We start from the raw sequence: 24,552 nt of genomic DNA, 5'->3' as shown, positions 1-24,552 counted from the left end.
TGTCTCGGTGCTTCTGGTGAGTTGGAACACCCTCACCGAGACTCGCCGCTGCCTCGCGTCGTTGCCCAGCGCTGCCACCGATGGCCTGCGCTACGAGACGATCGTCGTCGACAACGGATCGCGAGACGGCTCGGCGCAGATGCTCGCCGAGCGTCCGGACCTGCTGTTGATTGCCAACGACAGCAACCGCGGCTTCGCCGCGGCCGTCAACCAGGCGTACGCGCATGCGACCGGTCAACTGATCCTGCTGCTCAACAGCGATGTGTCCCTTCATCCGGGGGCTCTCACCAAGCTCGTCCGGTTCCTGCAGGACCGGCCCGAGGCGGCCGGGGTCGCCCCTCTCTACCTCAACCCGGACGGCACCGTCCAGCAGCACTACATGCAGTTGCCGACCTTCCGCAGTGCGCTCGCTCTGGCCACCGCGCTGAGATTCCTCCCGGGCTTCCGCCGCGCATGGCGCACCTACCTGATGAGCGGCCAGGACTGGTCGTCCTGCCCGGTGCCGGTCGCCCAGCCCTCGGCAAGCAGCCTGCTGCTGCGCCGTTCCGTACTCGGCCCGGCAGAAATCCTCGACGAGCGGTTCCCCATCTACTTCAACGATGTCCTGCTCGCCCGTACCCTGGCCGACGCGGGTCACCAGCTATGGATGACACCGGACGCGGTCGTCACGCACACCCTCGGTGCCTCAACCGGGCTGCTCGGTCACGCCGCCCGGTCCCGCCACCACCTCGGCGGCCTGATCAGGTACCTGCGCGTGACCCAGCCCCGTCACCGGCTCGGCGTCTTCCGGGCTCTGGTGTTGGGCGACCGGCTTGCCCGGCGCACCCTGCGCCGACCCGGGGGACTCGGTCTGGGAGACTTGTTCGCCGCCCTCCGTGGTGATGTCGGGCCGCTACCGGACGGCGGCGACAGCCGCAGCTGGGCGGTGATGCTCAGCGGGGTCGCCTGGTCGTCGGGCGAGCATCGCCAGCACGCCTTGGCCCGGGAGCTGGCCGCTGGCCGCCGGGTGCTGTTCGTCGATCCACCGGGGCCGTACCCGCGCTGGCGGCTGACCGTTCGTCCGGTGGAGCCCTCACTGTGGCATGCGGTCCCGCCCAGCGTGCTGCCCTTCGGCCAGCTGCTGCCTCCTGTCAACTGGCTCAACCGCAAGGTCGCCGCGGCGCTGCTGCGCCGCTGGCTGGGTCGCCGCCCGGGAGCCCGACTGCTGTGGATCGACGAAGACCTGGCTGCCCCGGCCGCCGGTCGACTCGGCGAGGACACGGTCGTCTACGACGCGACCGACCTGGACTGGACGTTCACCCGACCCTGGAACCGCTGGCATCTGCGCAGTGGCCTGCGCTCGGCGGTCGCAGGCGCCGATCTCGTCCTGGCCTCCTCGACGGCGCTTCCCGAGCGGCTCCCGGTCTCGCGGCGACCGCCCATCGTGGTGCCCAACGGCTGCGACCCGTCCCATTTCTGCGCTGACGGGCCGACGGTAGAGCGAGTGGGCCGCCTGACCGGACCGCTGCTCGGCTACGCAGGTGCGATCGACACCCGGGCGTTCGACGGGGAACTGATCGCCGCAGTGGCACGCCGCCGCCCCGACTGGACGCTGGTGTTGGCCGGACCGTCCACCCGGTCGGGCCGCGCGCCCCTGGCCGGATTGCCCAATGTGCACCTGTTGGGGCCGGTCCCCTTTGACGACGTGCCCGCGGTTCTGCGCGCATGCGATGTCTGCCTGATCCCGTACCGGCTGGGTGGGCTCATCGACTACGTCCATCCGAAGAAGTTCTACGAATACCTGGCGATGGGAAAGCCCGTGGTCGCCACCCCATTGCCCGCACTGAGCGGTTTGGGCGCCCTGAGCGGCCTCGTTCACCTCGCGGGCGATGCGGCAGGGTTCACGGCCGCCATCGAAGCGGCACTCGACTCCTGCCGAAACCCGGATGCCGGCGCCCGGCGTCGCGCCGTGGCGGTACGCAACAGCTGGTCGACCCGCGGCGAGCAGCTCCGCGCACTGCTTGCGGGACTGGAGGCGGAGCGGCGATGAGAGCGCTCATCACGTGGCTGGCCGCATGCCTGGCCGCTGCGGCTCTCGGCGCCGGCGGCGCGGGTTTGGCGGAACTGCCGTCTGCCCGCCTCGGAATCCTGCTCGCGGGCGCCCTGGTATGCGGTGTGGCATTCGTGCTCTGGCCGTGGTCGGTGCTTCCGGCAGGGGTCATCGGCGGGGTCGGGGCCACCACGCTGCTGAGCGACGGCCATGTCACCTTCGTCGTGGAGGTGCACGCCGGAGTGCTGGCGGTTGGCTGCCTGGCGTTGCTCGCGCGCAAGGTCGTGTCGCCGGGCTGTGACAAGCCGATCAGGACGGTAGCCGACGGGCCCATGCTGGGCTTCGCCGCGTTCATCCTGCTCGCCGCCGGCTACGGCCTAGCCTGCGGCAATACCCCCCATCAGGTGCTGATCGCCGGGTATGAGTTCGCCGTGGTGCCCGCCTACTTCTTCCTGGCCACCCATACTCTGACCAGCCCGCAGCGGCTCAAAGCGGCCGGAATCCTCTACGTCGTCGGGGCAGCGGTGCTGGCCGCGTCGGACCTGACCACGCCTGGCCGACACGGCGGCCTTCTCTCGGTCCTGGCGATTCCACCGCTGCTAGTGGCAGTCGGCCGTCTGCGCGGGTGGCGGCAGGTCGGCCTGCTGCTGCTGATCGCAGGGTTCACCGTCGATGCCACGCTTGCGTCCTACCGTGCGATGTGGCTGGTCACCGGAGTGGCGTTGCTGATCCTGCTCATTCGCGGAACGGCGTCAGTCCGGCGCGGCGTGGCGGCTGCCGTGATCACCGGGGCGCTGCTGACGGTGAGCGTCGCCACATTCAGTACAGGCGCCCAGGCCAGGTCCGCGCTGGTCGGACAGGAGCTGCACGAGTCCGCCGGGTATCGAGCGCAAGAGGCGTCGATCGGGCTGAACGCTTTCACCACCCGACCGCTCATCGGCCACGGGTTGGGACAGTCCGTTCCCCATGTGTACCTGCCCGATTTCGCTGTCACCGACATCGGGCCGACCTACCACGTCTTCTACGTGATGATCCTCGCCAACCTGGGTCTGGTGGGTCTTGCGTTGATGGGCTGGCCATTGGCGCAAGCCCTGCGTGGGGCTCTGGCATCGCGGGACGGACAGGCCCTGGCCTTCGCGAGTCTCACCTGCGGCTTCCTCGCAGCCGCAGCTTTCGCCGGCCCTACCGATGGGCACTGGGAGCTCGGTCTGCTCGCCGCGCTGACCCTTATGAGTAGCCGCGCAGGCACTGGCCTGGCCGGTTCGTGCAGCTTGGGAGGCACACAGTGAACAGACTCGACGCCACCGCGATCGTGGTCACGTACAACTCAACGACCCACATCTCCAGCTGCCTCGGCGCGCTGATCGACGCCGGCCTGGCCGTACGGGTGGTGGACAACGCCTCCTCGGACGGCACCGCAGCCTTCGTCGCAGCGCGGTTCCCAGAGGTGCCAGTGATCAGCAACTCGGCCAACGTCGGGTATGCGGCGGCCATCAACCAGGCGCTTGCGGCCACCGACACCGACATCGTCCTGCTGGTCAACCCCGACTGCATGGTCCCCGCAGCGACGGCCCGAGGCCTCGTCCACACCATTCGGAGCGGACCGCAGGTGGGAGTCGCCGGCCCCCGGCTGGTCGATCCGGACGGCAACATCGCCATCAGCGCGCACCCCTTCGAGTCGTGGATCACCGTGCTGGCCAGCCGCTTTGGCGGCGGCCTGCTGCCGGTGCCGCTGCGCCGCCTGTTCTGCGGCACTAGGCGGCGGAGCACCTACGACGCCTGCCGTCAACCAGGCCTGCCCATCGCCGTCGACTGGCTGTCCGGCGCCTGTATGGCGGTGCGCACCGCATTGCTGCGACAAATCGGCGGCCTCGACGAGGGCTACTTCATGTATTACGAAGACGAAGAGCTGTGCCTGCAGGTCTGGAGACAAGGTGCACAGGTGCTCTACGTCCCCGCGGTCAAGGCCATCCACGTCGGCGGAGCCAGCTGCGACGACCCCTCCTGGATCTGGCCCCATCTGTACCGAAGCCTGCTCCGGTTCTTCGCCCGGCACCGGCCCCGCAGCTACCCCGTGGTCCGAGCGACGATCCTGCTGCGCGCAGTCCTCGGCGTGGCGCTTGCCGTCGCTCGCCAGCCCAGGGCAGGAGTCCGCGCGAACCCCCGCGTCCGGGCCTGGGCACAGGTGGTCCAGATCGCTCGCACGGCCACCCCAATCGCGCGCACAACCGCCCCAACCCTCACCGGAGTGCCCACATGCACATCCTGATCACCGCAGTCGGCAAACGCACCGAGCACTGGGGCAGACTCTTCGCGGCGCTCAGCGACCGGCCCGATGTCGAGCTCACCGTGCTGGCTGCCGACGTGTCCCGGCTCGCTGAGCAGGAGCTGACACGGCTTGCCGCCGGGCGGGAACGCTTCCGCTTTCACCTGGCCCCGCACCTGCTCAGTGAGGACCGCACCGGCCACATGGCCTCGGTCGTCTTCCGTCCGGGCAGCGGGCGCCTGGTCAGGAACGAGCAACCCGACGTCATCCACATCATCGGAGAGGCCGCCTATCTGTCCACCCGTCAGGCGATCCGGCTGCGCAACCGCTACTGGCCCCACGTGCCGATCACCCTCTACGCCGCGCAGAACGTCGTGACGCGATTCCCCTTCCCGTTCCCCCTCCTCGAACAGCACGCCTTCCGCACGATCACGCACGCACTGCCGATCACCCCGACGGCGCTGCAAGTACTGCGGACCAAGGGCTACCACGGCCCTGCCACCATCGTCCCGCTCGGCGTCGACACCGACGTCTTCCAACCCGCCCCACCTCCGCAACCTGGTCCCTTCACCGTCGGCTTTGTCGGGAGGCTGGAACCACACAAGGGCATCAGCGCCCTTCTGCGCGCCCGCGAACTCCTGGACTGCCGCCTGCTGGTCGTCGGCGACGGCAGCCTGCGCGGCGAGATCGAACAGGCAGCGGTGCGTTATCCGGACCGCATCGAGTTGAGGGAGTGGGCGGATCACGCCGAACTGCCCTCGTTGCTGGCCCGCATGGACGCACTGGCTCTGCCCTCGATGGAGGTCATCCAGCGCAACCTCGTGCCCTGGATCGGCATTCCGCTGCGAGAACAGTTCGGGCGTGTCCTGGTCGAGGCGATGGCATGCGGCATCCCCGTCGTGGGCAGCGCCATCGGCGACATCCCCTATGTCATCGGATCAGCGGGCCTTGTCTTCCCGGCCGGCGATGCCCCCGCGCTCGCCGACCGTCTCGCCCGGATTCGCGATAACCCCGATCAAGCCCGGCAGCTGGCGGCCGCTGGGCGTCGCCGGGCCAGTGCCGAATTCAGCTGGAGGCACATCGCCGACACCCTGTGCTGTACCTGGCGGCAACTGACCGATGATGCCGCCGCAGCCCGCAGACCGATGGTTCCTTCCTCTTCCCCGGCCCACGCAGAGCTGCGAGCGGTCGGTGGTAGCCCAGAACTGAACGAGAGAATCCAATGAACACATCTCTTGGCGTGGCCGCTGCTCTGCACAGGGGCCGGCTAACTGCCGGCATCCTGCTCCTGGCGGTGTGTGCGGGGGTTGGCGGGGCACACGCGGTGACCGTGCTGACTCCGAAGACCTACGAAGCCCAGGCGTCAATGCTGATCACCGGTGGCGCTGCCGGCAGTCCCTCCGGGATTCTCGCGCAGAGTCTGGTGCCGACAATCGCCCGGCTGGCCGAAACCCGCGAAGTGGCTCTGGGCGCTGCAACCCAAGCCGGTCTGCCGGACAGCCAGGTGATCGGGCACATCACCGCGGCGTCCCAGCCCGGCATGCAGATCATCACCCTCACCGCCAGGGCCGGCGCAGCGGAGAAATCAGCCACCATCGTCAATGCGGCAGCGCACTTCCTGAGCACCAATCTGCCGACTTGGCTGAGCAAGGAGAAGGATGCGCCTACGGTACAGGTGCTCGACAAGGCGACATCGCCCATGCGACCTGTCACACCGATCCCGTTGCTCAACTACGCCCTGGGTGGATTGCTCGGCCTGCTGACCGGCATCGGCTTCACCTCGATGCACCGCCGTCTGGACGACCGGCTGCGCTGGCCCACCCAGATCGAAGCAGAACTCGGCCTGCCCGTCCTGGCGGCCATCTCCGGTCTGCCGCGCTGGCTGACCCGCCGCGGGGCCCGCTCTGCCTACCGTCGCAAGCGCGTCGCCGGCGCGGTCCGCGAAGCGGTCGCCACGCTCACCGTGCTGACGCACGCCTCAAACCACAAGCGGCTATTGGTCACTGGCGTCCGAGAGGACGGCAACAGGGCCATGGTGACAGCGCTGCTCGCGCTGGGTTTGGCCGAACGGCACGACCGTGTCACTCTCATCGACGGACACCTGCGCCGATCGGCACTCTCCCGTCACTTCCCGGAGACCGCAGAGCACAGTCTGCAGCAGGTACTCACTGACGCAGTTACGCCCCTCCCGCAGCAGTTGGCCTCCCCTGCGACGCTCAGTGTGCTGGCCGCCGAATCCACTGACGCGCTACAGGGCGCGAGGCTGCTCCGCAGCCAGCCGTTCGCCCAACTCCTGGACAAGGCCGCCACACAGAGCGACGTACTACTGGTACACGCCCCAGCGGTCCTCGACAGTGCGGATATCGCTGTACTGGCAAACCACACCGACGCCGCAGTGATCATGGTCCGCGCAGGAACTACCCGCACCGCCGAGGCCAGACGCGCGGTGCTGCTCCTGCAGCGGCTCGGCACCCCGATCGTCGGTGTCCTCATCATCAGTGCCACCGGACGCCGCCGGCACACTCTGGGATGGCCGCACAGCTCAACGGAGTCGGCCGTGACCTCGGCGCCCAGCCGACTGGTGCCGCTATCGCCTCATTTGAGCGCGGCATCCGTGTCCGCCGGTCTGAACCGACAGACAATCACCACTCTGAGCGATCAAACGTGCTAAGGCGTGGCAGGCACGACTTGGCATGGGTCCGAAGGGTAAAGGCTGTGGCAGCCATCTCGGTCTACCCGGTATACGCCACCTCGGCGCCCAGCTGGTCGAAGCGTCTCTCGACGATTGTGCACCAGGCGTGCCGACCGGCCTCGAGCGAGAACGTCCCGCCTTCTCCACGCGCTAGAACTCCAGCCTGGCTGGAGCCGCGTGCCCGGCCTTCACCCTGCTGGCCGTCGCGGCAACACCGTCAGTACCGGCGCGACCGCTGGTCCCGCCATCCACAGCCAACCCCCGTCCCCAGCAGCACAACCTGGAGGGAAGCAGATGGCCCAGCCCGACCTTGCCTCGCAGCAGCCCCGGCCGGCAACGGATGAGGATGATCCACGGCGGGTCTATCTCGACCTGCTCAAGCGGACGCTCACTCGTTACGCGTTCGGTGAGACGCGGCGCCCGATCGTCTTCCGGCAGGGGTTTGTCTTCCGCTGGCTCCACCTCCTCGCGAAGTACCCCGTCGAAAGGAAGCGATGGGAACTCGTTCGCCGGTGTCCGTTCGATGCTGAAGCTCGGTCGCAGGGCAGGGACTATCCGGCTGAGGCAGAGACGATGGTCGGGCTCAGTCGGCTGGACAATCTCGAGCAGTGCATCACCGACGTACTCGACCGAGATGTCGCCGGGGACTTGATCGAGACGGGAGTCTGGCGCGGAGGTGCGAGCATCTTCATGCGTGCGGTCCTGAAGGCCTATGGCGATCGGGATCGTGTCGTCTGGTGCGCGGACTCGTTCAACGGTCTTCCGAAGCCAGACGCAGCGCTACATCCTGATGATGCCGAGGACGCGCTCTGGGACCAATCGATCCTGGCGGTTTCCCTGGACGAGGTGAGGAGCAACTTCGAGCGGTACGGGCTGCTCGACGAGCGAGTCAAGTTCCTGCCCGGCTGGTTCAAGGACACTCTCCCCACGGCACCCATCGAGAAGCTCTCGGTGCTGCGGCTCGACGGGGACCTTTACGAATCGACGATGGTGGCGCTGCAGTCGCTCTATCCGAAACTGACGGTCGGCGGCTATGTCATCGTCGACGACTACCACGCGATCCGTGGCTGTCGGCGAGCCGTGGACGACTTCCGTTCCCAGCACGGCATTGAGGACGAGATGCTGCGGGTCGACTGGACATGCGTCTTCTGGCGCAGATCGAAATGACGCGTCCTGAGTCAACCTCGATTCGTCAGTGGTGATCGCTGCTGGTGGTGCCGGCCGGGAGGGGCCGGTCAACGGGTACGTCCTTGACGCAGTGCACAGCCAGATCGGCCTCCCCGGCGAGCAGGGCGGCGTCCACTTCCTTCGTGAACGCGCCCTTCCCGTCCAGCTTCGCGAGATCGCCCATCCACCGGTCGCCGGACGTGGTTACAGGGACGACCTCCGTGCGAATGCCGGGGTGGAGCGCGGCCAGCTCGGTACGGACGCGATCCACCTGGGCGAGGGCCATGGGGGAGGAGCGCGAGACGATACGGATCAGCTCAGGGGCAGACATGCTGTCCACGATAGAGCGTCAGATTTCCACGCTGCCGCACGCTGCCCGCCGTTCCGCCGGCGATGCCGTACCCGGTCAGACCTCCAGGGTCCATGCGGGCGAGTCCCGCGGCGGGGCTTGGCGGATCCGCCATGGGGAGCGATCGGCGTCGGGCTCCCAGTAGGGCACGTCCCCCTCGTAGTAGAGGCCGTAGGCCCAGTGTTCGGGGTCCTCGTGGGCGAGCAGGTCGGGCCACTCGTCGAAAACCTGATGGCCCCACGCCTGGTTGATGCGTGCCACGGCCTCGGCCCGGGAGATCCCGAAGAGAGTCACCAGTTCTTCGGCGACTTCGCCGAGGTATTCCTGCATTTCCGGCACTGCGGGCATGATGAACTCGGACACGGCTGAAACTCCTAACGGACCAGGGATCGGGTGAACAGTTCAGCCGCCTGAGAAGAGAAGATCGCGATCTGGTGTCCCTTGAAGACACCGTCCGCGCCGCGGCGGAAGGCCCTGAGGTTCAACAGCATGGGGCCTTCCACCATCTCGAAGCTGTGCATGGCACCGCCATTGCGGTGATGCCTGATGAATTCGGCCAGATCGTCGCTGGGGCCGTGGAAGATCTTACTCGTGAGGGTGTCGAGCTCACTCTTCGGGACACGGAAGTGCAGTACCTCCGCTGTGTCGCCCGCCCTGTCGGCCAGCCTGGTGGCCCATTGCCGGGCCTGGTTGGCATCACTCGTGACATAGAAGCCGCCTTGGCCGAAGTCCATGGCCCGGGTGCTGAAGGTGGGATCGATTCCGTTCCTGAGGATTCCGTCCAGGCCGGATCCCGTGGTGCCGTGGTAGAGATCCACCACGCATGCCGTGAGGCCCAGCGGATCGGACCAGTTGAGCGGGTTGGAGACGTAGCTGTGGGGATTGGGGGCGGCGGTGAGACCGAGAGGGTCCGGGCTGAGATATCGCGCGGTCCCGGGCTCGTAATAGCGCTGATAGTTGTAGTGCAAGCCGGTTTCGGCGTCGTAGTACTGCCCGGGAAAGCGCAGCGGGCAGTCCGCGGCTGCGGGGGGCGCGCCGCCGAGTGGTGATCCCCACAGTGTCGACCGGTTCTTCCAGACGATCACGCCGTATACGTCGACCATTTCGGTCGGTGTGCCGACCGGATCGGTGACGATGGCGTAGAAGCGCTCGTCGATCTCGTCCTGGGGAGCATCGCGCAACGAGGAGCGGACCGTTTGTGCGACGGGGATATCGCCGTGTTCCCAATCCCAGGTCGTCGTGGTCTCCGCTGTTGTCTGTTCGGCGAGGCGCGTGCCGTCCCAGACGAATTCCGTCCTTTCGAGGGCAGTCGACCTGTCGTCGGCGAGGTGCGACTTGGAGATCCGGCGGCCGAGCGGGTCGTACTCGTAGTGCCAGTCGCTGCCGTCCGGGGTGGTGACGTCGGTGAGCCGGTCCTCGGCGTTCCAGGTGTAGTGCCAGACGCGGCTGCCACCCGAGAGAAGCTTCTGCGTACGTCTGACGACGCGGCCCTGATCGTCGTGCGCGTAACTGACGCGCCCGGCTCGCTGGATGAGCGTTCCGTTGTAGGACCGGTCGCCCGGTTCCGGGTCGCTGCGATCGCCGGCTGACAGCGTCGCGTCGGCGAGGTTGCCGGCGGCGTCGTATACGTACGCTTCGGTCCAGTCGGTACCGTTGACGGCGGTAACGCGGCTCGTGGAATCCAGCTCGAAGTGGCGGAAGTCCCCTGACGCGTCATCGATGGATGTGAGACTTCCGTCCGCGGCGTGCGTGAAGGTCCGGCGTTCCGCCGACCGGGACTTCGGGCCACGAGCCGACAGCGTCTGTGTCGTGGAACGGTTGAGGTCGTCCCACTGCCAGTTGAGGGTGACGCCCCCCAGGTCGCGCTCGATCTCCCGGCCCGCTTCGTCGTAGGCGAACCGCACGGTGTGGCTGCCCGATCGCAGGGACAGCGGCCTGCCGGTGGTGCCGAATTCCCAGACGCTCAGGACGCCGCCCGGTGTGGTGCGCCGGGTACGGCGGCCGATCGCGTCGTAACTCGACAAAATGGTACGACCGTTGACCTTCTCGGCCAGAATGCGGCCGAGGGGATCCAGTTCCCGGGACAGGTCGGCAACGGGGCTGGTGGCGCGTTGCAGACGTCCGAGCGCGTCGTGAACGAAGTCGGTGACGACACCACCGGCATTCTGCCGGGTGACGTTGCCCAGGGCATCGCGCTCGAATCGGATACTCTGCCGGGCCCCGTTGACGCGTTCCGTCAACTGGCCGGCGGCGTCGTAGTGGTAGCTGAGTGTCCGGCCGTTGAAGTCTGTCTCCCCGGTGAGGCGGCCCGCGGGATCGTACGCGTAGCTCCAGACGCGGCCCAGCGGATTGGCGACCGCCACCAGCCGTAGCTCCGTGTCGTAGGTGAACTCGTATCGGGTGCCGTCCGGTTCCGTACGAACGGAGCACAGGTCGAAATGGGTGTTCTCGTATCGCGTTACGCGTCCGCTGCCGGAGCGGTGCTCGACGGGGTTTCCCTCGGCGTCGTACGACCATTGCTCGACGGCTCCGTCCGGAGCTGTGCGCCAGTCGATCCGTCCCTCGCCCGTCCAGCCGACGCTTGTGGACGCCCCGAAGGCGTCAGCGGCTTCCACCATGCGTCCGAAGGCATCGCGCGTGATCCGGATCGTGCTGCCACTCACGTCGGTGATCGCCGCGGGAAGACCGGCGGAGTCATTGACCACAACCTGCTGCACGGCGCCGAACGCGTCGATGACGCTGGTCAGGCCGCCGCGTTCGTCGTACGTGAACGTGGTCGTGGTGCCGAGCGCATCGGTTGCGGACGTACGGTTCCCGACGGCGTCATAGAAGGAGAGGGCGCGTGTTCCGTCGGGCTGGGTGATCGCCACGGGCAGGTTGAGTTCGTTGTACTCGATCGTCGCGGAGCTGCCGTTGGGCCGGATCGCCGTAGTGAGGTTCCCGGCGCTGTCGTACGCGCAGTTCGTCGTGCGGCCGAGGGGGTCGGTCCGGGTGAGCAAACGGTCGAATCGATCCCAGCTCAGGAGGGTGGTCCGGCCCAGCGGATCGGTTTCGCGGATGAGTTGGTACTGATCGTTGAACTGGAACGTGGTGGCGTGACCGAGGGAGTTCGTCGCGACCGTGGTGCGGGCGCCGGGATCGTACGCGTAGCGGTAGTTCAGGATCCCTTCGGATCCTGTCGTGCCCACACAGCGTCCTTCTGCGTCGTACTCATAGCCGTACGCGGTCCCTGTCCGGTCCTCCCAGCCGGTGATCCGGCCGCGACCGTCGTAGCTGAAGGTGAGCGGCAGGCCGGAGGAGTCATAGATCCGGGTGACGTTGCCGTCGCTGTCGTATGCGTATCCCATCAAGAGCGGCTGTTCGGGATCGCTGAGCAGGCGCAGGGCGGTGACCCGGCCGTCGGCTGTCTCGATTCCGATGTGATATCCCCCCGAATGGCGTAAGCCGAGGGGTGCCGCGTCCGCGGAGTAGGTAAAGGTCGTGCGGTTGTTGTACCGGTCTCCGACCGACGTAAGGAGCAGCTCGGCCGTTCCGGCGTGGGGGGTGAAACGGAGAGTCCGGCCGGACTCGGGTATTCGGACCGACATGTCGCCGGTCTTTTCGCCGTCCCAGGTCAAGGGCCATCTGGGACCTTCGACAGGCATGATGGAGAGACCCGCGCTGGGAACGGGGTAGTGCAATACCATCCCGTCCTCAGTGGTGAAGCGCACCCCCTGGTCGTCGAGATGAAGCCGCTGGTCCAGCGTTGAGGCCCAGGACCTGCCGAACCAGCGGCCCGCCCGATTCGAGGAGCGAAAATGGCGTTCCAATGTGAGCGGCAGGACACCGGGGAGTTGGAGATCCGTGGCCGACATGACCATCTCGCCACTCGCCACGTCGATGGGGTCGCCACAGGTGAAGAGCTTCTTCATCTCGCGTCCCATTTGGCGTATGCTCTCCGCTCCCTTACGAACACTGTTGGCGATGTTCTCCAGGGCTTTGCCGCTCTTGAGGAGCGCGGGCAGGCCCTTGGCCATCTTGGCGAGGCCGCCGAGGGTGGTCAGGCCCTTGAACATCGGAATGCAGTCCAGGGCGGCGAAGAACACATCCCACAGGCCGGCTTTGCCCTGGGCGTATTTGATGAGGGTGTCGGCGAAGACGACCAACGCTGCGGCCAGCACGATCCACGCCAGCGGCCCACCAATGATCATCACAATGACGCCGAGCACGGCGACGATGACCTTGCAGATGGCGACGATGTCGCCCCAGTGGTCGACGACCCATTCGACCACCTTCTCCCACCAGGTCTTGTTTCTGATCCCCGCGTCGGACGCCTCGTGCAGGGCGTGTTCTGCGGTGCTCGCGGCGGTGTCCCGCAGGTGCGCGGCCTGCGCCGCGAGTTCCTTGGCCGCGTCCAGGCGCTGCTGGGCGTCGTGCACGGCGGAGTTGGCGGAGTTCTGCGCGTTGGTGGCATCCAGCGCATTACGGGTGGCGGTCCGGACCTCGTCAGCCGACGGCGGCGCCACACCCGGTTTCGGATCGGCCCGGTACTCCTTGGACTTGTCGCCCGCCCGCTTCACCCAGTCGCTGGTGTTGGTCTGGGTGGTCTTGGCCGCGTCCAGATCCTGCCGCGCGGTCCGCCCGCGGGCCAGGGCGCGGTCGGCGTCGGCCTGCGCGGTCTCCAACTTCGGCCAGTACGTACCCAGGGCACCCGACGCCAGCCGGTAGGACCGCTCCAACTTGTCCAGCTCGCCCGGCAGATCACCGAACTGCTTGCGGTACTCGTCGGCCGCTAACCCCGCCCAGTCCTGAACCGCGTTGTTCCCGCCCAGTCCCCGCACCGACCGTAACGCGGAGGAGACGTCATCCGCGAAGTCCCCGAGTTTGCGGGCGAGTTCCTTCACCTCGTACGGGTCACCCGGCACCGGATCCCGGTCCAGATCCAGCACATGCCAATCCGTCGGCCGGTTCGCCACCGTTTAACCCCCATGAGTCGTTACCTTCTGGGCGATTCTTTCACTTTCGCCCCAGACGTTTCTACGACACGTGTGCGACAGCACACCGTGATGCCGGGATCAGCCCAGGGACAGGACGACAAGGACTGCCGTGGCCGCCGTCTCGCACAGGGCGCCGAACACGTCGCCGGTGACGCCGCCGAAGCGGGTGCGGCAGTGGCGGAGGAGCAGTTCGGCCGCGGCGAGGGCGATGAGGGCGGCGAGGCCGAAGTGGAGGGCGGAGGAGGGGCCGAAGAGGAGGCCGGCCGCCGCTGAAACGGCGACGGTGGCGGCGGCGGTGAGGCCGGCGGTGCGGAGCGGGACGGCTCCGGCGACGGCGGCGCCCAGGCCGTCGGGGCGGGCCGGGGGGACGCCGTCGCGGCAGGCCAGTGTCATGGCCGTACGGGCCACGACGGCGGACACCGCGGCCGCGGCGGCGCCGCGGGACCAGCTGTCGGTGTAGAGGGTGGCGAGGCACGCGACTTGGGTGAGGAGGACGAAGAGCAGGGTCAGGACGCCGAAGGGGCCGATGTCGGACTGCTTCATGATCCGCAGGGCGTCCTCGGCGGGCTTGCCGCTGCCGAGGCCGTCGGCGGTGTCGGCCAGGCCGTCCAGGTGCAGACCGCGGGTGAGGGCGGCGGGGACGGCCGCGGTGGCGACGGCGGCGAGCAGCGGGGAGGCGCCGAGCAGGAGCAGCAGACCGCCGGCCGCGGCGGCGCTCAGGCCGGCCACCGCGCCGACGAGCGGCGCGCACAGCATCCCGCCGCGCGCGGCCGACCGGTCCCAGCGGCCGACCGCCACGGGGAGCACGGTGAGGGTGCCGAAGGCGAAGCGCACTGAGTCGGTGGCGGAGGCGGCGGAGGCGGCGGAGGTGGCGGAGGCGGCGGGCGCGGGCTCGGCGCCGGGGCGGTCGGAGTCGGTCACCGCGTGAGGCTACCCCGGGGCCCCCGGGCGGACCCCGCTACGGCGGGAGCCGAACGGCCGCCGCCTCCCGTCGCCGGCGGAGCCGGCCCTCCAGGCCGCACAGCAGGAGCGTCGCGACGATCGCCGTCAGATGCTCGAAGCCCGCGAGGTTCACGATGAAGACGACCTCGGCGAGCATCGCGAGGATCAGCACGCCCAACGTCCACCACGCGCGGTACCGGCAGGCGACGTAGACCCCGAGGGCCACGACCGCCGCCGAGGGGCCGGTGTCGCGCACGACGAGGGTGGAGACCGGGAGCCCCAGGAAGCCGTCGGGGCCGACGGACAGCGAGTAGCGGGCGAAGGACGTGCCGGCGAGCGTGGCGAGGAACCCGATACCGAGGGTGTGCACCCTGCCGACCGTCATCTCGGCGATGCCGAAGACGATGACGACCTGAGCGATCAGCCCCCACACGGGCAGGGAAGGGTCGGGCACGAAGAGTGAGAGCGGAGTGCGAAGCAGCGCCTCCCACCACGGGAGCGTCGCGTAGACGCCGCCGACCCGGTTGACCCAGTCGTGCCCGGCTGCGCCCGAGTGCTGTATCACCTGCAGCGCCAGGATGAACGCGCACGAGCCGAGGGTCAGCGGGATCGCGCGCAGTCTCTTCGTCCGCACCTCGAACTGGATGTCCCCGAAGACTCCCCCCCATTCGACGTGTGCGAAGTCGCGGAGCCGCTTGCTGAATGGGCTCACCGGCTGCCGGCCCGGTCACGGTCGCGTCTGCGCAACGGGGACGGCAGCCAGGGCGCCTCGAGGAATCCCTCGGCGCGGGCGCTGGCGATACCGATCCGCGGCAGCTCGCTGGTCTTGCCGAACAGCAGGTAGCGCGGCTCCCAGATGGGCCGGTACTTGGCGTTGGCACGGTAGAGCGACTCGATCTGCCACCAGCGGGAGAAGAACGTCAGCAGCGAGCGCCAGATCCGCAGCACCGGCCCGGCGCCGAGCTTCGAGCCGCGTTCGAACACCGAGCGGAACATCGCGAAGTTCAGCGAGATCTGCCGCACCCCCACCTCGTCGGCGCGCTGGATCAGCTCGATGACCATGAATTCGATCAGCCCGTTCTCGGAGTCACGGTCGCGGCGCATCAGGTCCAGCGACAGCCCCTCGGGACCCCAGGGGACGAAGTTGAGCAGCGCGCGCGGCACGCCCTCGCCGTCATGGCACTCGACCATGACGCAGCGTCCGTCGGCGGGGTCGCCGAGCCGGCCGAGCGCCATGGAGAAGCCGCGTTCGGTCTCGCCGTCGCGCCAGTGGTCGGCGCGCTCCAGCAGCTCGTCCATCTCCGCTGCGGGGATGTCGTCGTGACGGCGGATCCGGACCGTGTAGCCGGATCGTTTGACGCGGTTGTACGCCTGCCGCACGGTGCGCATCGCGCGGCCGTCGAGAGTGAACTCGGCGGTCTCGACGATCGCCTCGTCGCCGATCTCCAGGGCGTCCAGGCCGTGCCGGGCGTAGATCACACCGGCTTCCTCGCTCGCGCCCATCACCGCGGGCACCCAGGCGTGGGCGCGGGCCTCGGCCAGCCAGGCGTCGATGGCGCCGGGCCAGGCCTCGGGGTCGCCGATCGGGTCGCCGGAGGCCAGCGACACCTCGCCGACGACGCGGTAGGCGATGGCGGACTTCTCGCTCGGCGACCAGATGACGCTCTTGTCGCGGCGCAGCGCGAAGTAGCCGAGCGAGTCCCGGTCGCCGTAGCGGTCCAGGAGGCCGCGCAGTTTTCCCTCGTCCAGCGGGCCGAGCAGCGCCCGGCCGCGCGGCGAGCGGAACGCCACGTACAGCACGAGCAGGAACAGCAATGCACTCATGACATTGATGACGACATCCACCCACCCGGGCGTTGAGATGTTCGCGTAATTGTCGTCATTCGGATCGAGCGCGATCATGCGCATGATCGCGTAACGGAAGCTGGACCCGAAGGCCGAGCCGCGCTCGGTGTTGGTGGCGGTGACCAGGAGCACGCTGATCAGGGAGCCCACGATGAGGCCGCCGACGGCGACGAAGACGGCGTGCCGGGGGTTGGCGCGGTCGCCCTTGGCGCGGAACTCGCGGCGGCCGACGAGCAGGGCGGCCACGAAGGAGCCGGTCAGGCCCAGGGTGATCCAGTTCTGGACGTGGCCCCGGTACTCGGGGAACGCCATCGACAGGGCGAGCACCAGCAGGAACAGCCCGCTCAGTACGAGATTGAGCACCCAGGCGGGCCTCTTGCGGCGCCGCATCGTGCTGGCGAAGAAGAGGGCGAACACCCCGGTGGTGAAGCCGGAGGTGAGCAGATAGGGGGTGAAGAAGTCCTCGACGTTGTGCCGCCGGATGTCGGCGCCGAAGGAGACCCACACCGCCCCGAGGAAGTTGAGGAAGGCGACAACCCGCAGATACCAGACGGCGTAGGCAGCGCTGCGCTGCCGCCAGAGGTGCGGGTGGCCCTCCCCGTCCTGCGCGGTGACGTCGGCGGGAAGCTCGGCCGGGTCGCAGTCCAGAGCCATGTCGATCACCCGGACCTGCGCGCCGTACTGACGGGCCAGCACGTTCACGGCCGCGCCGCCGTCGAGCACCGTCCGCACCAGCGCGACCGCGGTGCCGGCCTCGTGCGCCGAGACGCGCAGGCCCGCGACGCCGTGGTCCCCGGCGAAGAGCAGCACCCGGGGCCGGGCGATCGGCCGCGCCGGCACCTGCCCCTGGGCCGCCGACAGCCACTCGGCCAGCTCCGCGGGCTTGCCGAGCGCCCCCGCCGGGCTCACCAGCCGCTGCCAGCGGTCTTGCGCCTCACGGCGTACGCCGGCGTCGGGACGCTCCACCAGGGAGCCGAAGTCATCGAGATTCAGGCCGCTCATTCGCCGCACAGTACCGGCATCGCCTCCGGCGCGGCTGCCTCGACCCCGCCACCGGTACGCCGGGCGGCGGGCTCGCAGGGGGGAGGGCGCGACAACCCTCTACGCGAGGGGACGGGATCGCAGCCGCGGAGGGCGAAGGAACACTCGACGTGAGGGGACGGGATCGTAGGCGTGGGGGTCCGAAATGCTGCCGGGCTATTTGATGGGCCGCCTGGAACGTAAAGAGGCGATTTCGGACCCCCACGCCGGAGAGCCCGGCCCCGACCCCCGGCCCCGGGTCACCCCCGAAGCGGCAGCGCCTGGCCGGCGACGACCAGCAGGACGTGTTCGGATTCCGCGGCCACCGCGGCGTTCAGCCGTCCCAGTTCGTCGCGGAAGCGGCGGCCCGACGCCGTCGCCGGGACGATGCCCGAGCCGACCTCGTTGCTGACCGCAACGGCGGTGCGCCGGGTGGCGCGCCACGCAGCCGCCAACTCGCCAGTGCGGGCGTGCAGTTCGCGTTCGCCGCCCGACACCCACTTCTCGTCGTCCCAGGCGTCCACAGCGTCCATCGCGGCCGTCAGCCACAGCGCCAGGCAGTCGATCAGCAGCGGAGGGCCGTCCACCGCTAGCAGCGGCACCAGGTCGCAGGTCTCCGTGCTGGCCCATGATCCCGGCCGGCGCTCGCGGTGCAGCGCGACGCGGCGCGCCCACTCCTGGTCGCCTTCCCTGCCGCCTCCGGTGGCCACATAGAGGACGTCGGCGAAGCCGGCGAGCCGCCGCTCGGCCTCGGCGGACTTGCCGGAGCGGGTGCCGCCCAGCACCAGCGTGCGGCGCGGCACGTCCGGCACCGCGTGGTAGTCGCCGGCCGTCAGCGTCGTCCCGTCGGGGACGGCACGCGCGCCGAGGGCGGCGAGCCGGCGCCGCAGTTCGGCTCCCGGCGGCACGCTGTGGTCGAGATGCACGGCGACGACGTCCGTCGTCCCGCCGACGGCGCCGGCGGCGCGCAGCCTGGCCAGCGCGTCGGGCCGGGCGACCGCGTCGAGCAGCACCACGTCGTACGGCGCGGGAGCCTCCTGGACCCCGGCGGGGGCGCAGCCCGGTGGCAGATAGAGCATCCGCATCCCGTCCGGCCCCTCGACCTCGTAGCCGGTGCCGGGCGCGTCCATGGACACCGCCCGCACCCGGTGCCCGGTCAGCAACGTCAGCTCCTGCCCGTCGGGTACGCGGCCGGGCGCGGGCAGCCCGGCGGGGATCTCCACCGCGGGCCCGTCGTGCGGGTGCGACAGCAGTGCCTGCCGTACACCGCTGAGCGAGTGCCCGGCGCGGGCGGCCGCGAAGGCCAGACCGGGGGTGAGATCGAGCAGCAGCACGCCGTCCACGAGGACGGCGGTCGCGGCGCGGGCCTCGTCGCGGTCACGTATGGCGCCGGCACAGGCGGCGCAGGGGCAGTCGGTCAGGGGCAGGCCCTCGGGGCCTCCGGTGCCGAGCAGAGTCAGTTCCACCCCCCGATGGTCTCGCGTCCGCGAAGGCCGGGCTCGTCAGGTCCGCCATGCGGTTAGTCTGCGGGACAGGCACCCGCAGGATCAGCAGCACCTGTGGACTGCACCTGTGGACAGCAGCTGTGGACCGAGGACCGAGGAGAAACACATGGCGTGGACGTGGCGGTTCGAAAAGGCCGACGGCACCGAGGTTCCGCCCGCGGTGCAGCCCGAGGAGTTCACCACCCAGGGTGACGCCGAGTCGTGGATCGGCGAGCTGTGGAAGGAACTGATGGAGGGCGGCGCCGACCAGGTCGTGCTCTTCGACGGGGAGACCAAGATCTACGGCCCGATGAGCCTGCACGGCGAGACGGAGTGACGTAGCCCGTACCGGGCGGGGCGGCCCGTACCGGGCCGGCCCGTACCGGGCCGGGGCCTCCGGGTCGCTGGCGGACGTGGTGCGGGCGGATCGCGGCGGGATTCGCCTCGGCCGTCTTCGCCGCCGCACGCCTGCGATCCCTGCCCCTGGTGTGGAAAGTTGCGGCCGGTCAGATCGAGCCGAGGGTTGCCTCGGCCGTTTTCGGCGTGCCGCCGCGTTCGAAGCTCACCTGGACCTTGTCGCCCGGTTTGTGGGTTGCGAGGGCCTCGGTCAGGGATTGCATTGTGGTGACGGGGGTGCCGCCGAGCGCGGTGATGACGTCGCCGGCCGCCAGTCCGGCCTTGGCGGCGGCCCCGCTGTCGACCACTGACACCACGGCGACGCCGGACGGCTGGAGATTGTCGCCGACGACGGTGCGCGCGGTGATCCCCAGTGCGGCCCGGCCCGAGTTGGTCACCTTGCCGTCCTTGATGATCTGGCCCGCGATGTTGCTGACGGTCGAGGACGGGATCGCGAAGCCGATGCCGGGTGCCGCGCCCGCGCCCATCTGCGGGTCGGTCGCGGCCAGCGTCGGGATGCCGATGACCTCGTTGTCGAGGTTGACCAGGGCGCCGCCGCTGTTGCCCGGGTTGATCGCGGCCGAGGTCTGCACCATGTTCGCGATGGTGGCCCCCGTCGCGCCGTTGCTGCTGCCCTCGCTGACGGTCCTGCCGACGGCCGAGACGATGCCCTGGGTGACGCTGCCGGACAGCCCGAGCGGATTGCCCATGGCCAGCACGATCTGGCCGACCTCCACCTTCGCGGAGTCGCCGAACTTCGCGGGCTTGAGGTCCTTCGGAGGACTGCTGAGTTTGATCACCGCGAGGTCCTCCGCCGGGTAGGAGGAGACCAGCACCGCGTCCAGCGGATTCCCGCCGGTGACCAGGGTGACGGAGAATTTCTGAGCGCTGCCCACGACATGCGCGTTGGTGACGATGTTGCCCTGGCTGTCGTAGACGATGCCCGAGCCCAGGTCCGAGTCCGTGGTGATCTGGACGACGGAGGGGAGCACGTTCTTCACGACGCTCTGGTACTCGCGCTGCAGCTGATCGCCCGAGGCGGGCGCCGCGGCCGATGACGTCGGGGCGGACGGGCTCGGCGAGGAGGAGGCGGTGGCGGGTTTGTCGGAACCGGAAGTGCAGGCCGCCAGCAGCGCCGCCGCGCAGACAGCGGCGGCACAGGGCCGCAGCAGGCGGCGGCGGGCGGCCGAAGGGCGTGTCATGGATCCACTCATGACCGAAGTGTCCCTTTAGTGAGGGAAGAACGACCGGATTCGACGCCCGATCGGGTTGTCTTCATGCGAGGGGCCGGGATCGCGGCCGCGGAGGGCGCAACAACCCTCCCGCGCCGGAGAGCCCGGCCCCGACCGGGCAGAACCGCGCGCCAGCAGGGCGCAGCGCTACGCGCGCACCCCGCACAGATGCAGCAGCGCCGCCACCGCGCGGTACGGATCCGTCCGCCCGGCCAGTTCCTCGGCGGCCAGCAGCGGCTCGAGACCGGAGGGATCCGGCACCGGAGCGTCGTCCGGCACGGCGTCGGTGAGTACCCGCACCCCGTACCAGGCGTGTATCGGCGTGCCGAGCCCGCTCAGCGTCGCGGTGACGGCCTCCCGCCGGTCGGCGCGCACCTCCAGCCCGATCCGGTTGGTGTACAGCTCGCTGCCGAACGCGTCCAGCGCCCCGGCCCAGTCCCCGAGCAGCCCCGGCCGCATGGCCAGCGCGTCACCGTTGCGCACGAGCAGCGACAGCAGTCCGCCGGGCGCGAGCACCCGGGCCAGCGCCGCCAGCATGGGATCGGGCTCGGTCATGTACATCAGCACGCCGTGGCAGAGCACGAGGTCGAAGCTGCCGGGGCCGAAGTGCCGGCCGGTCTCGCGGCCGTCGCCCTCCTGGAGGGCGACCCGCTCGCGTATGCCCTCCGGCTCGACGGCCAGCGCGGCGCGCAGCGCGTCGAGCATCGCCGGGTCGGACTCCAGCCCGGTCACCTGATGGCCGGCGCGCGCAAGCCGCAGTGCCTGGGTGCCCTGGCCGGGGCCGACATCGAGCACTCGCAGCCGCCGGCCGACGGGGAAGCGGGTCGTGATCTGCTCGTCGAGCTGTCGTGACACCAGCTCCTGGCGGACGATGTTGCGCAGGCCGCCGAGCCCGTTCAGCCAGGCGGCCGCTCCACCGTCGAACCCGGATCTGCCGGTGCTCAGAGCTTCACGCCGCGCTTGACCATCGGCTTCGGCAGTCGCAGCCGGCGCATCTGCAGCGTGCGCATGAGGGCATAGGCCACCGCGCCGCGCAGGTTCTTGTCCGGGAAGCGGGTGCGCAGCTGCTTCCTGAGCAGGATCACGGTGATGACGGAGTCGACCAGGATGAGGACGATCACCACCATCCACAGCAGCAGCGAGAGGTTCCGCAGCTGGGTGTTCTGGATCATGCTCAGCACGAGGATGACCACCGCGAGCGGCAGGAAGAACTCGGCTACGCGGTAGCGCGAGTCGACATGGTCCCGGACGAACTTGCGCACCGGACCCTTGTCTCGCGCCGGCAGGTAGCGCTCATCGCCACCGGCCAGCGCCTCGCGCTGCTTGGCCATCTCGGCGCGGCGCGCTTCGCGTGCCTGCTTGCCGGCCGCCTTGCGGTCGGTCGGCACCGTGGCACGGGTGCGGCGCTGGCCCTGGGCCTCGTTGCGCTTGGGTGTGGGGCGACCCTTGGGAGCCTGCGGGTCGCGGGCCTGGTCCTCAAGCACCGTGGTGGTTGAGGCCTGCTCATCTGGGGAACGACGTCGGAACACGACTCCAGGTTACGTGTCCCGGAGCGGTTACCCCAGCCCTCACCTACTCCTTGGGCCTTAGGTCACCGAACCGTGATCGTCCCTAGGGAGGAGCGCATCCGCCGCCGAACAGTGCGGTAATGGAACCAGGGCCCGTACTGTGGGGTCTGTAGAGGTGCTGGAGCTGTAGTCCGAGAAGGGGGCGCGCGAGGCCCATGAGCGGTGTCATGAAGCGGATGGGATTGATTTTCCGCGCGAAGGCCAACAAGGCCCTGGACAGGGCCGAGGACCCGCGCGAGACGCTTGACTACTCGTACCAGAAGCAGCTGGAACTGCTGCAGAAGGTACGCCGGGGTGTGGCCGATGTCGCCACCTCGCGCAAGCGCCTGGAGCTGCAGCTCAACGAGCTGCAGAAGAAGTCGTCGACCTATGAGGACCAGGGCCGCAAGGCCCTCGCCCTGGGTCGTGAGGACCTGGCCCGCGAGGCGCTGTCGCGCCGGGCCGCGCTGCAGCAGCAGGTCACCGACCTGGAGACGCAGCACCAGACGTTGCAGGGCGAGGAGGAGAAGCTCACCCTCGCGTCGCAGCGGCTGCAGGCCAAGGTGGATGCCTTCCGCACCAAGAAGGAGACCATCAAGGCCACGTACACCGCGGCCCAGGCGCAGACCAAGATCGGCGAGGCGTTCTCCGGCATCTCCGAGGAGATGGGCGACGTCGGCATGGCGATCCAGCGCGCCGAGGACAAGACCGAGCAGCTGCGCGCGCGGGCCGGTGCCCTCGACGAGCTGATGGCCTCCGGCGCTCTCGACGACCAGAGCGGGCTGCAGAAGGACGACATCCAGGCCGAGCTGGACCGGCTGTCCGGTGGCACGGATGTCGAGCTTGAGCTGGCCCGTATGAAGGCCGAACTGGCCGGCGGCACCCCGCAGCAGGCCATCGAGGGCGGCAAGCAGCCCGAGGACAAGCCCCGGATGGACAAGCAGTAACGCCGACAGGCCAACGCCAAGCCGACAAGGAGGCGCCGTCATGATCGTAAGGATCATGGGGGAGGGACAGTTGAGGATGGCGGACATCCACCTCGCCGGTCTCAACAAGCTGGACGACAAGCTGCTCGCCGAGATAGAGAGCGGTGACGAGGAGGGCTTCCGCAAGACGCTGGGAGTCCTGCTCGAGGCAGTCCGTAAGCTGGGCGAACCGCTGCCCGACGCCTCCCTGGAGCCGTCGGAACTGATCCTTCCGGCCCCCGACGCCTCGCTCGCCGAGGTCAAGGCGATGCTCGGCGACGGCGGACTCATCCCGGGCTGACCCCGGCGCCGGATCCCGCACCCTCGTAGTACCGCTCGCGGAAGGGCGGGCCGGATTCCTGAGGAATCCGGCCCGCCCTTCCGTCGTGTGAGCGGCCGCGACGCCGGAGGCGTTACGGCAGCGCCAGCATCTGCTCCAGGGCCAGTTTCGCGAAGCGCTCGGTCTCCTCGTCGACCTGGATGCGGTTGACGACCTTGCCGTCCGCCAGCGACTCCAGCGTCCACACCAGGTGCGGCAGGTCGATGCGGTTCATCGTCGAGCAGAAGCAGACGGTCTTGTCGAGGAAGACGATCTGCTTGTCCGGGTGGGCCTTGGCGAGCCGCCGGACCAGGTTCAGTTCGGTGCCGATCGCCCACGCGGAGCCGGCCGGAGCCGCGTCCAGCGCCTTGATGATGTACTCCGTCGAACCGACGTAGTCGGCGGCGGAGACGACCTCGTTCTTGCACTCGGGGTGCACCAGGACGTTCACGCCGGGTATCCGGGCGCGGACGTCCTCGACCGACTCGACCGAGAAGCGCCCGTGCACGGAACAGTGGCCGCGCCACAGGATCATCTTGGCGTCTCGCAGCTGCTCGGTGGTCAGGCCGCCGTTCGGCTTGTGCGGGTTGTAGAGGACGCAGTCGTCGAGCGACAGTCCCAGGTCGCGCACCGCGGTGTTGCGCCCCAGGTGCTGGTCGGGAAGGAAGAGCACCTTCTCGCCCTTGGCGAATGCCCACTCCAGCGCGCGCTCGGCGTTGGAGGAGGTGCAGATCGTGCCGCCGTGCCGGCCGGTGAACGCCTTGATGTCGGCGGACGAGTTCATGTAGGAGACGGGCACGGTGGCGTCGGCCACACCCGCCTCGGTCAGCACGTCCCAGCACTCGGCGACCTGCTCGGCGGTGGCCATGTCGGCCATCGAGCAGCCGGCGGCCAGGTCCGGGAGGATCACGGCCTGCTTCGCCGATGTGAGGATGTCCGCGGACTCGGCCATGAAGTGCACGCCGCAGAAGACGATGTACTCGGCCTCCGGGCGGTCGGCCGCGTCCCGTGCGAGTTTGAACGAGTCGCCGGTCACATCGGCGAACTCGATCACCTCGTCGCGCTGGTAGTGGTGCCCCAGGATGAAGACCCTGGACCCGAGCTTGGCCTTGGCGGCGCGGGCGCGCTCGACCAGGTCGGGATCGGAAGCGGCCGGCAGGTCGCCGGGGCAGTCCACACCGCGCTCACTGCGGGGGTCGGACTCCCGCCCGAGCAGCAGCAGGGCGAGCGGCGTGGGCTGGACATCCAGCACATCCAGCGGTTCTGTGGTGGTCACGGGCCCGGAGCCCTTTCTGTGCAGCACAGCCTTTTCGTCTACCTGAC

Annotated in this window: 19 protein-coding genes and 1 pseudogene; 9 read left to right on the top strand and 11 right to left on the bottom strand. The window is 69.2% G+C overall.

Features of this window, described 5'->3' with window-relative positions; genetic code table 11:
* The first annotated feature begins 7 nt into the window (after positions 1 to 7).
* The 6 genes from QMK24_RS06465 (at position 8) to QMK24_RS06440 (ending at position 8,154) form a co-directional block, all read left to right on the top strand.
* Positions 8 to 2,029 carry a glycosyltransferase gene (locus tag QMK24_RS06465; protein WP_283464192.1) on the top strand — a complete coding sequence of 674 codons (2,022 nt, stop codon included), beginning with the start codon at positions 8 to 10 and terminating at the stop codon, positions 2,027 to 2,029.
* On the top strand, positions 2,026 to 3,318 hold the full coding sequence (locus QMK24_RS06460; protein WP_283464191.1) for an O-antigen ligase family protein: 1,293 nt from the start codon (positions 2,026 to 2,028) through the stop codon (positions 3,316 to 3,318). Before QMK24_RS06465 ends, QMK24_RS06460 begins: the two co-directional genes overlap by 4 nt.
* Complete coding sequence (locus tag QMK24_RS06455; protein WP_283464190.1) at positions 3,315 to 4,298, top strand: glycosyltransferase; 984 nt, start codon at positions 3,315 to 3,317, stop codon at positions 4,296 to 4,298. The genes QMK24_RS06460 and QMK24_RS06455 overlap by 4 nt, the downstream gene beginning before the upstream one ends.
* On the top strand, positions 4,286 to 5,521 hold the full coding sequence (locus QMK24_RS06450) for a glycosyltransferase family 4 protein (RefSeq protein ID WP_283464189.1): 1,236 nt from the start codon (positions 4,286 to 4,288) through the stop codon (positions 5,519 to 5,521). Before QMK24_RS06455 ends, QMK24_RS06450 begins: the two co-directional genes overlap by 13 nt.
* Before the next feature lie 98 nt (positions 5,522 to 5,619).
* A complete protein-coding gene (locus QMK24_RS06445) occupies positions 5,620 to 6,966 on the top strand; it encodes a hypothetical protein (RefSeq protein WP_283464188.1) in 1,347 nt (448 codons plus the stop codon).
* A gap of 315 nt (positions 6,967 to 7,281) precedes the next feature.
* Positions 7,282 to 8,154, top strand: a complete 873-nt coding sequence (locus QMK24_RS06440) for a TylF/MycF/NovP-related O-methyltransferase (protein WP_283464187.1) — start codon at positions 7,282 to 7,284, stop codon at positions 8,152 to 8,154.
* A gap of 46 nt (positions 8,155 to 8,200) precedes the next feature.
* Here the strand turns inward: QMK24_RS06440 and QMK24_RS06435 are convergent.
* From QMK24_RS06435 to QMK24_RS06405, 7 genes and pseudogenes are all read right to left on the bottom strand, one after another.
* Positions 8,201 to 8,485: pseudogene (locus tag QMK24_RS06435) on the bottom strand (hydroxymethylbilane synthase); the annotation flags it as partial.
* Between the two features lie 75 nt (positions 8,486 to 8,560).
* On the bottom strand, positions 8,561 to 8,866 hold the full coding sequence (locus tag QMK24_RS06430) for a hypothetical protein (protein ID WP_283464186.1): 306 nt from the start codon (positions 8,864 to 8,866) through the stop codon (positions 8,561 to 8,563).
* Positions 8,867 to 8,877: 11 nt separating this feature from the next.
* The gene (locus QMK24_RS06425) at positions 8,878 to 13,431 is read right to left on the bottom strand and encodes a DUF6531 domain-containing protein (protein ID WP_283464185.1); all 4,554 of its coding nucleotides are present in this window, start codon (positions 13,429 to 13,431) and stop codon (positions 8,878 to 8,880) included.
* A 126-nt stretch (positions 13,432 to 13,557) separates the two neighbouring features.
* Positions 13,558 to 14,400: an adenosylcobinamide-GDP ribazoletransferase gene (locus tag QMK24_RS06420; protein ID WP_502962471.1), complete on the bottom strand. Its 843-nt coding sequence runs from the start codon at positions 14,398 to 14,400 to the stop codon at positions 13,558 to 13,560.
* A 37-nt stretch (positions 14,401 to 14,437) separates the two neighbouring features.
* Positions 14,438 to 15,133 (bottom strand): hypothetical protein, encoded by a 696-nt coding sequence (locus QMK24_RS06415; protein WP_283464183.1) that lies wholly within the window; start codon positions 15,131 to 15,133, stop codon positions 14,438 to 14,440.
* Complete coding sequence (locus QMK24_RS06410) at positions 15,130 to 17,268, bottom strand: phosphatidylglycerol lysyltransferase domain-containing protein (RefSeq protein ID WP_283464182.1); 2,139 nt, start codon at positions 17,266 to 17,268, stop codon at positions 15,130 to 15,132. The genes QMK24_RS06415 and QMK24_RS06410 overlap by 4 nt, the downstream gene beginning before the upstream one ends.
* Positions 17,269 to 17,546: 278 nt before the next feature.
* Positions 17,547 to 18,752, bottom strand: coding sequence for a bifunctional adenosylcobinamide kinase/adenosylcobinamide-phosphate guanylyltransferase (locus tag QMK24_RS06405; protein WP_283464180.1), 1,206 nt, complete (start codon positions 18,750 to 18,752; stop codon positions 17,547 to 17,549).
* A gap of 145 nt (positions 18,753 to 18,897) precedes the next feature.
* Between QMK24_RS06405 and QMK24_RS06400 the strand changes: the two genes are divergently transcribed.
* On the top strand, positions 18,898 to 19,107 hold the full coding sequence (locus QMK24_RS06400) for a hypothetical protein (RefSeq protein ID WP_283464178.1): 210 nt from the start codon (positions 18,898 to 18,900) through the stop codon (positions 19,105 to 19,107).
* A 169-nt stretch (positions 19,108 to 19,276) separates the two neighbouring features.
* Here the strand turns inward: QMK24_RS06400 and QMK24_RS06395 are convergent, their stop codons facing one another.
* The 3 genes from QMK24_RS06395 to QMK24_RS06385 form a co-directional block, all read right to left on the bottom strand.
* Positions 19,277 to 20,368 carry a S1C family serine protease gene (locus QMK24_RS06395; RefSeq protein ID WP_283464177.1) on the bottom strand — a complete coding sequence of 364 codons (1,092 nt, stop codon included), beginning with the start codon at positions 20,366 to 20,368 and terminating at the stop codon, positions 19,277 to 19,279.
* Between the two features lie 177 nt (positions 20,369 to 20,545).
* Positions 20,546 to 21,271: a class I SAM-dependent methyltransferase gene (locus QMK24_RS06390; protein ID WP_283464285.1), complete on the bottom strand. Its 726-nt coding sequence runs from the start codon at positions 21,269 to 21,271 to the stop codon at positions 20,546 to 20,548.
* Positions 21,272 to 21,339: 68 nt separating this feature from the next.
* Positions 21,340 to 21,927, bottom strand: a complete 588-nt coding sequence (locus QMK24_RS06385) for a DUF3043 domain-containing protein (protein ID WP_283464176.1) — start codon at positions 21,925 to 21,927, stop codon at positions 21,340 to 21,342.
* Between the two features lie 194 nt (positions 21,928 to 22,121).
* On the opposite strand from QMK24_RS06385, the gene QMK24_RS06380 reads away from it, so the two are divergent.
* Both QMK24_RS06380 and pspAA read left to right on the top strand, forming a co-directional pair.
* Entirely contained in the window at positions 22,122 to 22,892 is a 771-nt protein-coding gene (locus QMK24_RS06380; protein ID WP_138356210.1) for a PspA/IM30 family protein, read from the top strand.
* A gap of 40 nt (positions 22,893 to 22,932) precedes the next feature.
* Positions 22,933 to 23,211, top strand: a complete 279-nt coding sequence (pspAA, locus tag QMK24_RS06375) for a PspA-associated protein PspAA (RefSeq protein WP_283464175.1) — start codon at positions 22,933 to 22,935, stop codon at positions 23,209 to 23,211.
* Positions 23,212 to 23,323: 112 nt separating this feature from the next.
* Here the strand turns inward: pspAA and nadA are convergent, their stop codons facing one another.
* The gene (gene nadA / locus QMK24_RS06370) at positions 23,324 to 24,505 is read right to left on the bottom strand and encodes a quinolinate synthase NadA (protein ID WP_283464174.1); all 1,182 of its coding nucleotides are present in this window, start codon (positions 24,503 to 24,505) and stop codon (positions 23,324 to 23,326) included.
* Between the last annotated feature and the right edge of the window lie 47 nt (positions 24,506 to 24,552).

Source organism: Streptomyces sp. PH10-H1 (genome assembly GCF_030063355.1).
Lineage (GTDB): Bacteria > Actinomycetota > Actinomycetes > Streptomycetales > Streptomycetaceae > Actinacidiphila.
This window is presented reverse-complemented; position numbering and strand designations above follow the sequence as displayed.